A 16,796-nucleotide genomic window follows, 5' to 3' on the forward strand; every position below is an offset into this window, starting at 1 on the left:
GAGTGGCTCTGTTGAAATCCTCAGAGAATTACAGGTTCGCCTGGTAGTGTGACCGAATGCAGGCCCTCCCGAAGTCACGATTACTCCAGTTCGTTGAACAAGCAATGCACTTAGCCCGGCGATCGGTTGCTCGGTACTCTTCGAAGTTCTCAAAACGGCGGTACACACTCCATCAACACATTGTCCTGCTCTGCCTCAAGGTTCGGAAGAATACGACGTACCGGACGCTTCTTGACGAACTTATCGAGATGCCTCGTATTCGGAGCGCCGTCGATTTGACGGAACTCCCATCTCCCTCGACATTGTGTAAGGCGTTCAATCAGCTCGATATGACCGTATGGCGCGTCCTGCTCAACCTCTCGGTCACACTCCTTCCAACCAACGGTGTCGTCGGGATTGACGCCTCCGGGTTCGACCGTAGTCACGCCTCAAAACACTACACTAAACGAACGAAGTTGACGATTCAGCAGTTGAAAGTCACACTTCTCGTAGACACAAGAGCGAATGCTATCCTCGATTTGCACGTGACGACGACGAGAAAACACGACTCGAAGATTGCACCTTCGCTCATCAAGCGGAACACTAGCGAAGTGGCGATTCTCCTCGGTGACAAGGGATATGACGACCAGAACGTTCGGGCGTTAGCCCGTGAGGAAAGTATTCGTCCGCTTATCAAGCATCGAGAGTTCGCGTCACTTCACAGGGCGTGGAATGTTCGAATGGATGCCGACCTCTACGGCCAACGGTGTCAGAATGAGACGGTGAACTCTCGCCTGAAACGGAAATATGGCGCATTTGTCCGCTCACGACACTGGTGGAAGCAGTTCCGTGAACTCGTTGTCCGCTGTCTCACACACAACATCGATAAGGCACTTTGAACGTCCAATTAAGATTGTGTAATAATTGTAATTCCAGAAAGCATATCGTCGATAGGATGATATGAAAACTTAGATGAAATTCTCCCGAAGGAAAGCCCTCCAAACCGGAGTCTGTATTGGAGTCACATCACTAACCGGGTGTCTGAACATTACTACTCCGTTCTCGTCGAAGCTTACCGTCGAGCTTCTGAATTACGACGACGACCCCCATACGATAGACCTTCAAATTCTGAGAGCAGACGGTAAGCAGAATAGCGAAGCCACGGTTCACAGTGGATGGCACGAACTCCCTGCGCGCGATGACGAACCCTCTCATAGACTGTTAGAGGACATCGTGGCAAGTGATAGATACCTAATTCGAGCCCGACTTCTCGAATCCGAGAACGAGGTTTTTGACCATTACCACTACTACCCGGACTGTGGCGGTAATTCTACCGATGACAAGGTCGGAGTCAAGATAGAAAAGAACGAGACCAAAGGACTCTTTATCGATTTCGACCAGAATAGCTGTAGCTGAGGGAGGTCTTTTCACCTATCGTAGAGGACGAAAACGAGACTGAAGTGTTGGTTATGCAGTCCTACCCAACAGCTGTTTCAGTGGAAAAGTGTTGAGTCAATAGGATTTCAACAGAGCCACTTGTTTGAAATGGTTCGCGTAGAGAGTTCCAACACAGTCACCGATAGTTGTGTTTTTGTAGAAGTGTTTAGTTTATCCACACTTCTTGATGAACGGTATTCACAAACTCGGAACAGTGCACTTAAAGTTCAGTTCATATGGAAACTGCCTCTACTTGCACTAATCCCTGATTATAGTTAATGGACGTATGACAGCAGGACACACTCGGTGTGACTGGGTGAAGCGACTCGTCTCACGACAACTGAGACGGGATGCTGCGTTGAATCAGGAAGCTACTAACGCCGTTGTACCGGTGGGGACTGGAAGAACGGTGATGCGATGGTAGAGTTCGAACCTCGTCTTTTCGAGGAACTCGACCCCGAGGAGCGGCCCTCGCTTGCGGCAGCACTCGTGCCGGTCGCGGGGATGATTGTATTCCTCAGTGTTGGCATCATCACGTTCGGCTTGGACCCTCAGTTCCCGCTGTTCTGGGGAATCGCATTCACTGGCCTATTCGCCCACTATCACCTTGGGCTGTCGTGGGCAGACCTCTATGACGGAATTTCCGATAGTCTCCTCTTAGGAATGAAGGTGATTCTCATCATGTTCACCGTCTACGCACTCATCTCCTCGTGGATTCAGGCGGGGACGATTCCGAGTCTCATGTACTACGGGCTGGAATTGTTCACCCCTGCGGTGTTCCTCCCAGTGGCAGCTATCCTCGCCGCTATCATCTCCTTTGCCGTTGGCTCGTCGTGGACAACGGCAGGAACACTGGGTGTTGCCCTCATCGGTATCGGCTCTGGTCTCGGAATTCCAGCACCGATGACTGCCGGTGCAATTCTCAGCGGTGCCTACACAGGAGACAAGCAGTCGCCACTGTCTGATACGACAAACCTCGCGGCCGCGGTGACGAACACCGATTTATACGAACACATCAACGCAATGCGGGTTGGGACGCTTGTCGCGTTCTTCATCTCGGTCGTCCTGTTTGCGTTCCTCGGCATGAGTTCCTCCGGGAACATCCCAGCGGGTCGCGTCGAGTCGATTCAGATGGCTATCGAGGGAACCTACGTCGTGTCGCCAATCGTGTTCCTGCCGCTGATTCTCACCTTCGGACTCGCAATGTACGGTATCCCGGCCCTTCCAACCCTCGGGACTGGCGTCATTGCGGGTGCAGTGACGTCGATGGTCGTGCAGGGGACAGGGTTCGCCGCGGCGTGGGGTGCTGCCCAGTCTGGTACTGCTCCCGAGACGGGTATGGAGCTCGTAAACGGATTACTGCAGAGCGGCGGAATGACCGGTGGTGCGTGGATTGTGACGATTGCAATTGCCGCCCTCGCGCTTGGCGGGATGCTCGAACGCGCCGGGGTTCTCGCAGTCCTCGCCCACCATCTCGGACGGCTGTGTCACAACGTGGCGAGTTTGACGGGCGTCACAGCACTCTCCGCGGTTTCGATGAACGTCCTCGCCGCCGAGCAGTACGTTAGTATTGTCGTTCCGGGAATGACGCTCAGAAATCTGTACGAAGAGCAGGGACTGAAGACGAAAAATCTCTCTCGCGCCATCGAAGCGTCCGGAACGACGACGAGTGCGCTCATTCCATGGAGCAGTGGCGGACTGTTTATGGCCGGGACGCTCGGCGTTCCAACCTTAGAGTACGCCCCGTACTACTTCTTCGGCCTCCTCTCACCACTCGTCCTCATCGCCATGGGGATGACCGGGTGGCAAATCATGTACAAGGACGATGAGCAGTCCGGTACCGCTGCGCCTCCGGCGGATAATTCAGTGACAGCACCTACAGGAGAGGACTGAGTACGCCGTCCGTTTCCGGCGTGACCACCCTCCTCCCGAGTCAACCTTGGTCGGTACTCGACGGTCAATTAGTCCGAAACCGAGGTGCCGTGCCCCGGCCCTGACGGAATAATCTGCGGGCTAAATCCGGTCTCGGGGGCTGTTTTTCGTTACTTCGGGCTTCCCGTACTTCGAGCGGGTTGCGAGCGACTCTCTTTCGAAACCGGGGGTTCGGTAAGGTAGAGCACGCCCGAAACCACGAGGAAAAGTGCGCCAAATCCGATGACCGCGGTGAGCGGACTCCACGCGTCAGCGACCACGCCGCCGAACAGATGCAGCGGCGTCCGCAGAAGCGCGAACACCATCGCGGCCGCGCTCAGGACGGTGGCCCGCTCAGCGGACGGGATGTGGTCGTTGAGGTGGCCGCTGATGATTGGTTTCATCGCCGCGCGCGTCCCCTTCATCACGAAGAAGGAAGGGACCACAATGACCGCGACGACTGCGGGCGCAGCCAGCACCGCCCCCGTCAGAATCGGAATGGCGAACACCGTCCGCCTGAGTCCGAACCGGTCCACGAGGTCACCCGCGTAGAAACTCCCGAACGCACCGACGCCCGCGAAAGTGGCGTAGAGTACTCCTAACCCGATTTCCGGTGGCAGCCCGAGTGGGAGCGTCGTGAGGCTGGCTTCGAACGCATCGACTGCCACCGGTTGAATGAACTCCTCCATCGCGCTCGTGATACCCAGAAAGAACCCGGCGTAGATGACGAACGAGCGGAGCGACCGACCGCCGAATGCGTCTCTGATGACCTGCAGCACCACCCTGATATCGGGTGTCGTCTCCTCGGCGACCCGAGGACCGGGGAGCGAAACCACAACGAAGATGCCGACCAACGCGAAGACCGCGCTTGCGAGGAACGGATACCGCGGGTCGAGGATGTACAGCCCGGCACCGACGACCATCGTCAAGGCCATCGACCACTGCCCGATTGCGGTTCCGCGGCCGCTGATACCGGTGAATCGCTCGACTGCGAGCGTCCCGCCCAGCGCGTCGTACAACCACGCGTCTTCACTTCCCGATGCAAAGGCCAATGAAAGCGCCCACAGCGACCACACTGCCAGAAACTCCGGGTACGTTCGGGCCACCACCATTCCGAGCAGGTGGACGAACGCGAGCGCCCGACTCACGACGATGCTGTTCCGCCGCCCGATACGGTCGCCGACGTACCCCGTCGGAATCTCTCCGGCGACGGTCAACACGGCCTGAAGTGCGCTCAGCGAGACGATTTCAGTGAACGAAAGCCCCCGAGACAACAGGAACAGCACAAATATCGGGAAGGCGAACCCGCGCGGGTCGAGCGACCGATAGAGGTAGTACCGGGTGGCGACCCGCCGAGTCCGACGCTCTCGCGACGGGTCCGGCTCTGTCATTCTCGGTTCTCCGACGCTGTCATTCTCGGTTCTCAAACACTCTCAATCACGCCTCTCCGACACTCGACTCGTCCGTGGCGTCGCCGGGGGGAGACGCCGACAGGTCGAGTTTGTCGAGAGTGTCGAACGCGAACCGGTGCAGGTCGCGGTTCCCGTCCAACACGTCTTCGATAGGGTTTCCGACCATCTCGGCAATCCACTCGTAGTTCCCCTCGTCGGCGGTCAGTTTGACGGCGATGCCGACCCACTCCAACCACCGGGTGGCGACGTGAAGCCGATATCCGCGGGAAACGAGTTCGTCTGGGCCGCTCCAGCCGACGGCGGTCAACCCCTCACGATAGCCATCGAGTACCGCTCGTTCCAGTTCTCTCGCACGGGAAACGGGCCAATCGAGGAACACCAGCGTCAGAAATACTAGCGCACCGGCGTCGTCACCGAGTCTGGCGATACCGCACTGGTCCCAGTCGATGGCGACTGTTCGGGGTGTTCCGTCGTCGGTCGTGGTCGCAAAGAGGTTGCGACCGAACGCATCGAAGTGACAGAACGTCGGCGGCAGGTCGTCGCGAGCGGCGAGTAACTGGTCGCGCTGCTGCCACGCCGAGAAGAGTCGGTTTCGACTCTCCTCGGTCGGGAAGTGGCGACGGACGATGGGTTCGTCGGGGAGCGTATCGACGAGAGCAACGACCCCCGCAGTCCTGCTAAAGTCGAACGTCCGCTCGATGACCCACGAACCGGACGGGAACTCACTACCCGTGAGGAACGCGCCGTTGAACTGCCCGAGGTGGCGGGCAACCTGTCGATACTGGTCGAGGCTCCACGACTCCGACCCGCCGTCGTCGTCCGAGAGGTCTTCGAGCCAGAGCCAGACCGACTCACCCGGGTACTCGTCGATTCGATAGGTGGTCGCAGGAACCAGCCCCCCGGAAGCTTGCTGGATGTGGTCCGAGCGGTAGGCTTCCGCCTCGCGTTTCCAGTACGGGTGGCCCGACGGAACCTCGTCGGGCCGTTTGGCGAGAATCTTGAGAACGACCGACCACCGTTCAGTGGCCGAAGACGCCACCGTCGCCGTTCCCTCGAACCGAAAGAGGGCCGTCCCGAAGTAGCCACCACCGACCCCACCCCGCATCGGGGAACGGTCCCACTCGTCGATAGTCGCAGTGTCGTCGTCGAGTATCGCCCTGACGATTGGTGTCAGCGTCTCGGCGTCGATGTCGGAGACTCGTCGTTCGATTTCCGGACCGACACCGGGGACGTTCAGAGACACCATCGCCATTCACCGGCCGAATCGGTTACTCCACGTGTTCGAATACTTGCGGATGGATGGTTCAAGTACACACCAAGTCACTAGACAACAAATGTTACCAATTCCCATAGTCATTCCTGTTAGCAACAGCTCCAGCAACCATCAGTTCGGCGGACAGATGCGCTTCGCCCCGGTCTAGACCTTCGTCGCCTGTACGAGCGTCTGTCCCGGTCCGGCCCGTCGGATTGCCGTTCGGTTCACGTCCTCAAATCCGGCGTCACGGAGCCACTCGCTCACGTCCTCGAATGGATGGATTTTCGCGTCCAACGTGACTAAGTACGTTAGTCCGACGAATCCATGTCCGGTCTTTCCGACTGGCATGCGAGCAGACCCAGTCAACTGGTCGAGCACTGCGATTCGACCACCCGGACGGAGCGCCGTGCCGACGCGTTCGAACAACCGCCTGTTTTCCTCGGCGCTGTGTGCGTGGATGACGTTGAAGACGAGCGCAACGTCGTACTCGCCTCCGAAGTCGTCTTCCCAGTAGTCGCCGCCTGCGACCTCGACGCGGTCTTCGACGCCCGCCGACGCAATCTCGTCGCGGGCAACGTCTAGCGCCTCCGGGTAGTCGAAGATGACCGCAGAGAGGGCTGGATGCGTCCGACACAGTTCGATGGCGTACAGGCCGTGGCCGCCGCCCACGTCGAGTACTCGGACTGCGTCGTTGGGAACGTCGATAGCGTCGGCAACTTCACCGGCGACGATGCTCGCCGCCGCACGGAACCCCCGTTGTGCGGTCTCCCAACGCGTCGGTTCCTCGTCGAACCACTCGTAAATCGTCTGTGGCGGGTGGCCCTCGCGGACGACCGTTTCGAAGTTGTCGTCCCAGAACGGAAAGACGAGTTCGTCCCAGAACGTGAGCCACGGACCCATGTTCGTCTCCGAGTCCGAGAGCAGCCACTTCGTCGTCATCCGCGTGTTTTGATACCGACCATCGTCTTCGGAGACGTACCCCTGCGCGACGAGGAACGTCAGGAGTACTTCGATGGCAGTTTCGTCTGCATCGAGACGGTCGGCGAGGGCGGCAGCAGAAAGTGGCCCATCACCCGACGCAAGTGCCTCGAAGAGGCCCATATCGAGCGCGACCACAACGGCTTCGAACGTCGCGGCCCCGAACAGGTCCAAGATGGGCGCGGGCCCCTTGTCGAGTCGGAGCAACAGCAACCGTTCGAGGAAATTTGGATTGACAGGCATTGTCGTCTGTGTTCGTTAGCGGGTGCCCTCCCCTGCACCCGTCACCTCGTGAGCGAACTCGCGGACGGCCGCGGTGAAGAACGCCGGATTGTCGATGTTCGACGCGTGGCCCGCGTCGGGAACGACGGTCACCTCCACGTCGGCATTCGCGAGCGATTCGGCGAGGCGTGTATGCATGGTTTTGAAGGACTTCAGCGCGTGTTCGCCGTACAGTAGCAACACCGGGGCTTCGACTCGAGAGCCGTCGAAGTCGCTTTGGGGGAAGCGCGCCATCGCCGTTGCAATCTTGGCGAACTCGGCGTGGGATATCCTCGGTGCGTCTTCGACGAGTCGCTGAATGGTCTCGGCTTCGGTCGCAACGCCCGGTGAGAGGAGATTGCCGACCCACAACTGGAGTCTGTTCAGCGTCGGGTACCTGACGAAGCGGTCGAGCAGGGCGAAAAACCGTAGATTCGCAAAGACGAGCCTTCCGGAGAGGGGGAGTGGAGCGGCGGTGAACGTGTCCGAGAGGACAAGCCCGGCCACCTTTTCGGGGTGCGTCGCCGCGTACACCTGTGCGATACAGCCACCCATCGAGAGTCCGCAGAGAATCGGGTTCTCGACACCGATCTCTGTGAGCAGTGCGTCGAGGTCCGCCGCATACAGGTCCATCGAGTACGTGTCGCGGTCGGAGCCGCCGGTGTGGCCGTGTCCGCGCACGTCGTAGGAGATAGTCGTGAAGTCGTCTTCAAGCGCCTCTACTTGGGGAACCCACTCGGTCGTACTCATGAACATCCCGTGGATGAACACGATGGGCGGACCATCGCCGCGGCGCTCGTAGTACGTCTCGATGTCGCCGGTTCGGACCGTGCCCCTCGTTACGTCGTCTTCGGTGCCCGACCAGTCGGTTGCCGATGCCCCACTCTCTCCCTGAGTCATGCAGTAGCTACGCTCACAGCGGAGAAAACCGTATCTCTCGGACCGTGTTCGAAACGCCGACTTCAGGCCTCGCTAAGCAGTTCCGAGTCCGCTCGAACCGACTCGTAGACACGTTCGGCCCACTCGCGGGCGACAGGTGAGTCGGTGTCGACGAAGACCCGCATCAACCCGGTCGTCTCGTCGTATCCGCCGATACCGACACGTTCGTCGAAGAGGGCGAGCCCGTACGGCAGGTCGTCGCGCGTGCGAAGCGTCAGATGGCCGCTTTCGACGGCCGACCGCGCTTGTTCGGGGTACGCCTCGAAGAGTTTATCTGCGATGTGCGGGAGGTAGATAATCTCCGTCTCCGTGGCTTCGAACACCTGCTGGTGGAATCCGCCGAGGACGAGTGGAGCCATGTGCGTCGTGTTGAACCCGCGGAGCGTCTCGGAGGAGCGGACGAGCGAGATGAAGCGTTCGACGGGGCGATAGGGTTCGTCCGGTTCCGCGACTGTGACCGTCGCGTCCACGAACGGTTCGACGACGAACTCCTGGTGGTCCTCGCAGACGGCCTCCAAGAGCGGTTCGAGTCGCTGTGCGGTTCCGACGTTCGCCTCGAACCGGAGTACCTCCTCGGCGATTATCTGTCCGAGTCCGGTCAACTGGAATCGTCCGTCCACCTTCTCGACGAACCCTCGTTGGTCGAGCCACTGCGTAAACCGATGACTCGTCGCTTTCGACACGTCGAGTCGGGATTCGATTTCTCGCCTGTCGTGTGGACTGTCGAGTAACGCTTCGAGAACTGGCCCGTGGCGGACGATGTCGCCGAGCATGTCCGTATCGACGCGTTCGTCCACCCGGGCGAGTCGCTGGCCGAGGTACCGACGGTTGCGTGCGTTCTCCAGAATGGCCTCCAAGAGCGGCGACCCCGGGTCTGGGCGCACGTCGTGGCTGCCATCGCGACTGTGCTCGTCTGAAGCCATGATTCTTGCTAGCAGTACACGTTCGGTACGGAAGTAACGTTACCCCCATCCACACCTGTCGGCTTCCAGCCTCGATTCAGCCGCGTTTCGTCGCGTGAAACGCGGTTCGCCGCCTGAAACGCAGGGCAGCGAGTGAGGCTAACTGACCTGTTGCCGTATGTTGGCACAGAACAATGACCACTATCGACGACGCGGCGGTACGGGAGTTTGCCGACGGCTTTCGAGGAACAGTGCTGCGCCCGGACGCGGGCGACTACGACGACGCACGGGCGGTGTGGAATGGGATGATTGACCGACATCCGGGTCTCATCGCACGGTGTGCGGGCGTCGCGGACGTGGTTCGAGCGGTGAATTTCGGCCGGGAGAACGACCTCCTCGTATCGGTCCGAGGCGGCGGCCACAACGTCGCAGGAAGCGCCGTCTGCGACGACGGACTCGTCATCGACCTCTCGGAGATGACGAGCGTCCGCGTGGACCCCGAAGCGCGGACTGCGTGGGTGGAAGCAGGCACGACGTGGGCCGACGTGGACCACGAGACGCAGGCGTTCGGGCTGGCAGCGCCGGGGGGCGTCGTCTCCGACACCGGTGTCGCGGGCTTGACCCTCGGCGGCGGTATCGGTCACCTCCGACGGAAGTACGGGTTGAGTTGCGACAACCTCCGCTCCGTGGAACTCGTGACCGCCGATGGCGAGTATCTGACCGCCAGCGAGGACGAGCATCCAGAGCTATTCTGGGGGCTTCGAGGTGGCGGTGGCAACTTCGGCATCGTCACCGCGTTCGAATTCGAACTGCATCCGGTCGGTCCGGAGGTGGCGATGTGTCTCGTCTTCTACTCCGCCGACGAGTTCGAATCGACGATGGCGGCGTACCGCGAGTACTGCGCGTCGGCACCCGAGGAAGTGAGTTCGCTGACGTTCTCGGGTGTGATGCCCGACGAAGAACTCTTCTCGGAGGGCGTCCTCGACGAGCAGAAAATCGGGCTGCTCGGGTGCTACGCCGGTCCTCCCGAAGCGGGCGAGGCGGCGCTCGAACCGCTCCGAACGCTCGCCGAACCACTCGCCGACTTCAGTGGGGTGATGCCCTACGTCGAACTGCAGCAACTCCTCGACGAGGACTATCCTGACGGAATGCGCTACTACTGGAAGTCGCTGTACCTCGACGGCCTCTCCGACAGCGCACTGGAGCGGTTGGCGTACTGGGTGGACGCCGCGCCGTCCCCACTTTCGACGGTGGACATCTGGCATCAAGGCGGCGCGATTGCCGAGGTAGACGAAGACGAGAACGCGTTTGCCGGTCGCCACGCGCCGTTCCTCCTCGGCGTCGAAGCCAACTGGGAAGACTCAGAGACAGACGACGAAAACGTCGCGTGGGCGCGCGACTGCCTCGACGACATGCGGCAGTTCTCCGACGGGTCGGTCTACCTCAACTTCCCGGGCTTCCTGGAGGACGAAGCCGACATGATGCAAACCACGTTCGGCCCGACGTACGAGCGACTGGTTGCGCTGAAAGACGAGTACGACCCGACGAACCTGTTTCGGATGAACCAGAACGTCGCACCCTCGTCGTAGTCGTCTTTCGTCCGGGAAACCCAGCTATATCCGCCGAAGGAACGTCCGCAACTCCGCGTACCCGGCGTCGAACTGGTCGCGGAAGATGCAGTGGCCAGCGTCTGGGATGTGAACGAGTCGGCCGTCGGCCAGTCGGTCGGCCGTATCGAGGTGTGCCGCCCGCGTCTCTGGGTCGGTGTCGGCTTTCAACACGAGCGTCGGGGCGGCAATGTCAGGGAATATCTCGGCCGCGGCCCCGAACCCAGTGCGAGAGATTTCCGCAATCGCCGGGCGACACTCGGTCCGAGCGACTGCGAGGCGTCGCGCGAGTTGCGGGCGCTCCGCGCGGTACTCGTCGGCGATGGTTTCGACGCCCTTCTGTTCCCATTCTCGAACCGACTTGTGAACCGACTCCACCCGTACGTTGGGGTCTTTCTCTGGGATGTCGAGCATGCACGCGGGGTCTTCGAGCACGACTGCGCGCGGGAGGTCGGGGTGCATCGCGGCGGTCAACGCCACAGTCGACCCGCCCATCGAGTGACCGACCAGAATCGGGTCGTCGATGTCGAGAGCGTCGAGCAATCCCACGAGGTCGGCGACTCTATCGGTGGGGCTATATCCGGTTTCTGGGGCGTCCGAGCGGCCGTGGGCACGAGCGTCGTAGGTCACCACGTCGTAGTCGGCCGCGAGTTCTTCGACGAGTGGTTCCCAACACCGACCGCTGTCGGTGAACCCGTGTGCCATCACCAGCGGTGGCCCCTCACCGGTTCGGTAGTACTGCAACGAGACGCCGTTCGACCGGACAGAATCTGTTTTCCAGTCGTCAGGAATAGTCATTGGGTGTACTGACGAGCACCCGGGCAAAAATCCCCCGCTCCGTTCAGGCTGGAAGTCGCCGTCGGAAGACCCGACTCAGGGCGAACAGCACCACCGCGAGGATGGCGGCAGGGATGGCGACCCACGGCACGGTTACGGGGATATCGGTGCTGGCGAAGGGATTGCCACCGCCCGCAGTGATGTACTTCACGAGCAGGTCCTGTCCCGCGTGGCCGAGGATGAAGAAGCCATCGAGGGTGACGACGGCCGCCGCACCGGTGACGAGGCTCATCGTCGTCGCGGCGTCTTCGACGTTCAGCAGGTGAGCCGCCTCGCCCTCACTCATCACTTCGTCGCGCTGGAGTCGCTGGTAGCCCACGTACACCAACCCGAGTGCGGCGACGGTTTGGATAGCACCCGCGTACGCGCCGAGGACGAGAATCTTCGGCGTGGACGAAAGCGGGTCGCCGCCGGGAAAGAGAACCTGCGTCGACGACGGCAGGGTCATCGCCAGCGGTAAAACCAGAGCCACGACGCCGAAGATGGCGCTCTGCAACGCGAGTTTGTGAGAGAGGTGCTGCTTGAAAAGACTGCGCCGGCGCACTCGGACCCGCTCGTACGCAGACTGTCCGAGCAAGGCCCTCGCGATTGGGTCGTCGAAGCTGTCGTCCCCGTCCATACTGTACAGGTGACCGGTGGGAATCTCGACATAAAATCTAGTCGGTCCTCGAATCAACCACTCGGCCGGACTGTTCGACCGTTTGAGTGGTCGTCGCGCAGTTCTGACACGGAGTCGGTGGCGTCACACAGTAGTTCCGACAAACGAACCATATCAAGATTGATATAATTTCGGGACAGCATATGTTTTGCATGGAAAGCGCCCCGCTGACTGCCGACGACGAGGCTCTCATCGAGAAGGTCGTAGAGACGAATCTGGACACGTTCGACCCTGATTTCTTCGACGGCGCGCACATCGTCGCGGCGGGCGTTCGGACGGGAGACGGCGAGATATACGAGGGAGTGAGTCTGCCAGCGAGCATCGGACGCGCCTCGATGTGCGCCGAACCTGTCGCGGTGGGGTCGGCCGTCGCCGACGGATACAGCCACGACGAACTCGCCACCTGCGTCGCTGTCGCGTACCCGATGGACACCCACGACGCAACCGAGGTTCGCGTCGTCCCACCCTGCGGGTCGTGCCGCGAACTGCTCGCCGACTACAACGAGACGATGCGGGTTATCGTCCCCGTCGAGGGTAAAAACCGAGCAGTCGACGCAATCGACTTGCTCCCGACGCGGACGTGGTGAGTTCCGCTCGAATCCACCATATAACGGACCTAGAGCGCTTCACTGTCCAGATTGTGAATATGAGACACACGCTTTTGTGTGTTCGCAGTGACGATTCGAGTATGGAGACGCGGGCGCTGGGACACACTGGACACGACAGTACAATCGCCACATTCGGTACCATCGCGCTCAACTGGCTCGAACAGGAGGGCGCAGACCAGATGGTCGAACTCGTCTTGAACCGCGGCGTCAACCACTTCGACGTCGCGCCGATGTACGGCGACGCCGAACTGAAATTGGGGCCGAAGCTTCGCCAACACCGAGACGACATCTTCCTCGGCTGTAAGACCCAAGAACGGACGTACGAGGGCGCGAAGCGAAAACTCGAGCAGTCGCTCAACCGCCTCGGCATCGAGAAAATCGACCTCTATCAGGTCCACGGTCTAGAGTACGAGGAGGAACTGGACACGATTACGGGCGACGGCGGCGCGCTCGAAGCCATTCGCGAGGCGAAATCCGAAGGTCTCATCGACCATATCGGACTGACGAGCCACAGCGACCCGCAACTCATCCTCAACGCCATCGACCGCATCGACGACCTGGAAACGCTGATGTTCCCACTGAATCCCGTCGTCGTGGGTAAGGATGACCCCGAATACGACTACGAGGCGGTTCTCGAACGCGCGAACAAGGAGGGAATCGGCACGCTGGGAATCAAGGCCTTCGCCAAGGGTCCGTGGCCCTCTCCGGACGAACTTCCGAAAGAAGACCGCCCCTACGCGAACTGGTACCAACCGGTGGATACGCCTGCGGAGATTCGAGAGCGGTTCGACTTCGCGGCGGCGCAGGGTCTGACGAGCGTCGTTACACCCGGCGACCCGAAACTCGTCGCCATGGTTCTCGACGCCGCCGAGCGATACGAAGGGATGGACGAGTCGGCCCAGCGGTCGCTCGTCGAGCGACTGCGCCACGAGGAGAGTCCGGTTCCGGAACAACTCCACCACTGAAACAGCGACCCGCAAACCACCACTGAAACAGCGACCCGCAAACCACCACTGAAACTGACCCAAAAGCGACGATGGACGTTCCAACGACAGTCACAACCGCCCTCGAAGACCGACCAGTCGAGGGTGCGGTCTGTCTCGAAGCGGGTGCGGGAGTCGGCAATACGACCGCCGGACTGCTCGCCGACGGGGCGAGTCGCGTCTACGCGGTCACGAACGACCGAGACGACGCGGTTGCAGTCCGAAAGCGAGTCGACGACGCGATAGCAGACACAGAACCTGACCGAACCGCTGTACTGGAAGCGGACGTTCGAAGCCTCCCGTTGGCACCCAACTCGGTCGATATCATCACCGCACACGGCTTGTTCAACCTCCTCGAACCGCCCACCCTCGACTCCGTCGCCACCGAGTTGACGCGAGTCGCGGCCCCCGGGTGTCACCTCGTCGTCGACGACTACGACCCGCTGCCCGAGGGTGCCGCCGTGCGTGAACTCTTCGCCCTCGAAAATGCGGCCAGTGAACTGGTCGATGGACGGCCCGCACTCACCTTCTATCCGGGAGGCGCGCTCCGCCGATTGTTCGACGGGTACGGGTGGACGTTCGACCGAACTCGAACCCTCCTCGACCCGGTTCCGTGGACCGAAAGCCACATCGAAGCGCACGCCTCGGTGACGCGCTCGCTGCTGGCTGACCTTCCCGGAGAGCTAGGTGAGCCACTACGGTCCGCCGTGGACGACTGTGCCGATAGACTCGACCCCGAATCAGTGGGCGAGATGTACAGCCTCGCACTTCGGTTCGAACCCTGAACAGGCGATGCCGGGTGGTTACACGACCAGCGGAACAATGTCGTGAAGCGAGTCCACGTCGTACGTCGGCGTGACCGAGAGGTCGGCATCCTGACAGTGCGACCGCCGGACGAACGCGGAATCGAGTCCGGCGCGCTCGGCCGCGACCATGTCGCTGTCGCTGTCGCCGACGTAGAGCGCTGATTCTGCGCCAAGGTCGGCCATCGCCCGGTCGATGTAATGCGTGTTCGGCTTCATCAGCCTGAGACTCTCGATGGTCTTCTCGCGGCCGTAGTAGGTGTCGAAAAGCGAGTGCAACCCGAAGAAGTCGAGTTTGAACTCGATGGTGCTGTGGTGGTTGTTGCTCACGACGCCGCGAGTTACCGGAAGGTCGGAGACTGCGTTCACGTCGTCGTACAGCGTTCTTTCGCCTGCTTCGAACGCGTCGAACTGCGACTGCTCGTCGTGGTGTTCGAATGCGTCCCAGAACTCCGTCACGTCGAGGTCGTACTCCGAACAGACCTCGTGCAACGTTTCGACGGTTCCGCCGCCGACGGCAGCGTCGAGGTGCTTCTGTCGAACATCTTCGACGCCGACAGCGTGGAATGCCTGCCGAGTCGCTTCGCGCTGCGTCTCGTACGACGGTGGCTCGACGAGGATACCGTCACTGTCGAACAATACTGCGTCGTATCGTGTCATGGGCCCAACCGGTGAGCGGGTCGTAGATAACCGTTCCGATAGGGGGTCGAAACGATGCCGAGGCGGAGAAACGAACGCCGAGACGGAGAGATGGACGCCGAGGTGGAGAGATGGACGCCGGGACGGAAATCACTCGCCTGCGTACTTCGTGGCCGCGCGGCGGATGCTCCCGGCGAGTTCGGTGAGGTTGTCGCTCGCACCGGAAATTTCGTCTGCGACCTGTTTGAGGACGGCGACGGATGCGCTGAGGAACACGCCCGCACTCTCACTCGGGGCGAGCGGAACGTCGTACTCCACACAGACCGATTCGAGGGCGTCGATGTCGCGCTGTTCGAGTCCCTCGGCGACGAACGAGAGCGACACACCCGCGTCGGCGCTCGTCGCGTCGCCGCCGCGCATGGCCAGTTGTTTCTCGGCTTCGCGGCGCGAGATGTCGGTGTACTCGACGACGCGGACGGTGTCGTCCTCGACGAGACGGTCCGTTCCGAGCGCGTGGGCGACGAGCGCCACGTCGCGCGTCTCAGCCACGTCGTGGGTTCGAATGATGTGTGCGCCGCTTTCGACTTCCATCGTCGCGGCGGCGAGACTGACCGGCAGTTGGTCTTCGTTCTCCATCCGACCGGCGATGTCGCCGAGGAAGTCCTCGCGGTTCGTCGCCGTCAGGAGCGGGCGGTTGAACGCGCGGAACTCGCGGAGGCGACGGAAACGCTCTCGGTCGTCCGCGAACGTCTTTTCGGGCGTCCACTTCCCAAAGGACGGGTCGAGAATCGTCTTGTCGGTGAAGCCGCCGCGTTCGAGGGCGTCGAACGTCTCGTCCATCGTGATGACGGCACCGGGGTTCTGGAGGTCCGGCGGACTCGCCATCTTGATGTTCGGCACGTCGTAGTCCTCACACACCTCGCGCATCCGCGGGTCGGCGAAGCCCGCAACGTCGTTGACGATGTCGAACCCGCGGGTGAGGGCCTCTTCCGCAACGTCGGCATACCGGGTCTCGATAGAGAAGACGGCGTCGTCGCCGATTTCGTCGATGACGGCGACAGCTTTGTCCAGCCGTTCGAGTTCCTTCTCGGCCGGGAGAACATCGTACTTGATGTTGGCGGACTGGAGGCCGATATCGACGATGTCGGCACCCTCGCCGATGAGTTCCTCTTCGGCGAACCGCGCCGCGTCTTTGACTTCGGCGTGCATGCTCGGCTTCCACCCCGAACTGGGACTCATATTCAGCACGCCCATGATTCGCGGACGGTACCCATCACCGACGGTGAAGTCGCCGAGTTCGACCGTTCTCATATCTTCGCTGACGGCGTACGAGTAAAAAGCACATCGGTCGGGGACAACCGAGTGGTGAAACGGCCGACTCCTGTCGACGAGCGCATCTATGCAAATTGTGATAGTCACGTGGTGTGTCGGGCTGGCTGATACGGCGACAACCGCCCAATCGACCTCCGCCACGCGACGTTCGGTTCTATCGACTGCTCGAACGCCGCGAGTAGGACCCACTCGAACGAGGCGGCGAGAGAGCGAGTCGATAGAGACTGTTTTAGGCGCGCAACCGTACACCCACAT

At 61.0% G+C, this 16,796-nt stretch carries 16 protein-coding genes; 7 read left to right on the top strand and 9 right to left on the bottom strand.

The genetic code is table 11. The annotated features are described in order from the left end of the window. The first annotated feature begins 56 nt into the window (after window positions 1-56). The 3 genes from ACH9L7_RS02370 (at window position 57) to nhaC (ending at window position 3,309) form a co-directional block, all read left to right on the top strand. Complete coding sequence (locus ACH9L7_RS02370; protein WP_396612152.1) at window positions 57-878, top strand: IS5 family transposase; 822 nt, start codon at window positions 57-59, stop codon at window positions 876-878. Between the two features lie 73 nt (window positions 879-951). Next, a complete protein-coding gene (locus ACH9L7_RS02375; protein ID WP_396612153.1) occupies window positions 952-1,395 on the top strand; it encodes a hypothetical protein in 444 nt (147 codons plus the stop codon). A 438-nt stretch (window positions 1,396-1,833) separates the two neighbouring features. Beyond that, window positions 1,834-3,309: a Na+/H+ antiporter NhaC gene (gene nhaC / locus ACH9L7_RS02380; RefSeq protein ID WP_396612154.1), complete on the top strand. Its 1,476-nt coding sequence runs from the start codon at window positions 1,834-1,836 to the stop codon at window positions 3,307-3,309. 149 nt (window positions 3,310-3,458) lie between these two features. Here the strand turns inward: nhaC and ACH9L7_RS02385 are convergent, their stop codons facing one another. From ACH9L7_RS02385 to ACH9L7_RS02405, 5 genes are all read right to left on the bottom strand, one after another. Next, window positions 3,459-4,718 carry an MFS transporter gene (locus ACH9L7_RS02385; RefSeq protein WP_396612155.1) on the bottom strand — a complete coding sequence of 420 codons (1,260 nt, stop codon included), beginning with the start codon at window positions 4,716-4,718 and terminating at the stop codon, window positions 3,459-3,461. A 46-nt stretch (window positions 4,719-4,764) separates the two neighbouring features. Then, the gene (locus ACH9L7_RS02390) at window positions 4,765-5,985 is read right to left on the bottom strand and encodes a phosphotransferase (RefSeq protein ID WP_396612156.1); all 1,221 of its coding nucleotides are present in this window, start codon (window positions 5,983-5,985) and stop codon (window positions 4,765-4,767) included. Window positions 5,986-6,156: 171 nt separating this feature from the next. Further along, window positions 6,157-7,215, bottom strand: a complete 1,059-nt coding sequence (locus ACH9L7_RS02395; protein WP_396612157.1) for an SAM-dependent methyltransferase — start codon at window positions 7,213-7,215, stop codon at window positions 6,157-6,159. Window positions 7,216-7,230: 15 nt separating this feature from the next. Next, on the bottom strand, window positions 7,231-8,133 hold the full coding sequence (locus tag ACH9L7_RS02400; RefSeq protein ID WP_396612158.1) for an alpha/beta fold hydrolase: 903 nt from the start codon (window positions 8,131-8,133) through the stop codon (window positions 7,231-7,233). 62 nt (window positions 8,134-8,195) lie between these two features. Beyond that, on the bottom strand, window positions 8,196-9,095 hold the full coding sequence (locus ACH9L7_RS02405; RefSeq protein WP_396612159.1) for a helix-turn-helix transcriptional regulator: 900 nt from the start codon (window positions 9,093-9,095) through the stop codon (window positions 8,196-8,198). A 173-nt stretch (window positions 9,096-9,268) separates the two neighbouring features. On the opposite strand from ACH9L7_RS02405, the gene ACH9L7_RS02410 reads away from it, so the two are divergent. Next, window positions 9,269-10,663, top strand: coding sequence for an FAD-binding oxidoreductase (locus ACH9L7_RS02410; RefSeq protein ID WP_396612160.1), 1,395 nt, complete (start codon window positions 9,269-9,271; stop codon window positions 10,661-10,663). A 24-nt stretch (window positions 10,664-10,687) separates the two neighbouring features. On the opposite strand, the gene ACH9L7_RS02415 is transcribed toward ACH9L7_RS02410, so the two are convergent. After that, window positions 10,688-11,479: an alpha/beta fold hydrolase gene (locus tag ACH9L7_RS02415; protein ID WP_396612161.1), complete on the bottom strand. Its 792-nt coding sequence runs from the start codon at window positions 11,477-11,479 to the stop codon at window positions 10,688-10,690. 43 nt (window positions 11,480-11,522) lie between these two features. Next, a complete protein-coding gene (locus ACH9L7_RS02420; RefSeq protein WP_396612162.1) occupies window positions 11,523-12,137 on the bottom strand; it encodes a hypothetical protein in 615 nt (204 codons plus the stop codon). A 191-nt stretch (window positions 12,138-12,328) separates the two neighbouring features. Between ACH9L7_RS02420 and ACH9L7_RS02425 the strand changes: the two genes are divergently transcribed. The 3 genes from ACH9L7_RS02425 (at window position 12,329) to ACH9L7_RS02435 (ending at window position 14,552) form a co-directional block, all read left to right on the top strand. Continuing rightward, entirely contained in the window at window positions 12,329-12,763 is a 435-nt protein-coding gene (locus ACH9L7_RS02425; protein ID WP_396612163.1) for a cytidine deaminase, read from the top strand. 101 nt (window positions 12,764-12,864) lie between these two features. Beyond that, complete coding sequence (locus ACH9L7_RS02430) at window positions 12,865-13,749, top strand: aldo/keto reductase (RefSeq protein ID WP_396612164.1); 885 nt, start codon at window positions 12,865-12,867, stop codon at window positions 13,747-13,749. Window positions 13,750-13,820: 71 nt separating this feature from the next. Beyond that, window positions 13,821-14,552 (top strand): class I SAM-dependent methyltransferase, encoded by a 732-nt coding sequence (locus ACH9L7_RS02435; RefSeq protein WP_396612165.1) that lies wholly within the window; start codon window positions 13,821-13,823, stop codon window positions 14,550-14,552. A gap of 18 nt (window positions 14,553-14,570) precedes the next feature. On the opposite strand, the gene ACH9L7_RS02440 is transcribed toward ACH9L7_RS02435, so the two are convergent. Both ACH9L7_RS02440 and ACH9L7_RS02445 read right to left on the bottom strand, forming a co-directional pair. Beyond that, complete coding sequence (locus tag ACH9L7_RS02440; RefSeq protein ID WP_396612166.1) at window positions 14,571-15,230, bottom strand: HAD family hydrolase; 660 nt, start codon at window positions 15,228-15,230, stop codon at window positions 14,571-14,573. Window positions 15,231-15,359: 129 nt separating this feature from the next. Continuing rightward, complete coding sequence (locus tag ACH9L7_RS02445; RefSeq protein ID WP_396612167.1) at window positions 15,360-16,520, bottom strand: dihydropteroate synthase; 1,161 nt, start codon at window positions 16,518-16,520, stop codon at window positions 15,360-15,362. Between the last annotated feature and the right edge of the window lie 276 nt (window positions 16,521-16,796).

The sequence above is a fragment of the Haloferax sp. S1W genome (assembly GCF_044593955.1).
Taxonomy (GTDB): domain Archaea; phylum Halobacteriota; class Halobacteria; order Halobacteriales; family Haloferacaceae; genus Haloferax.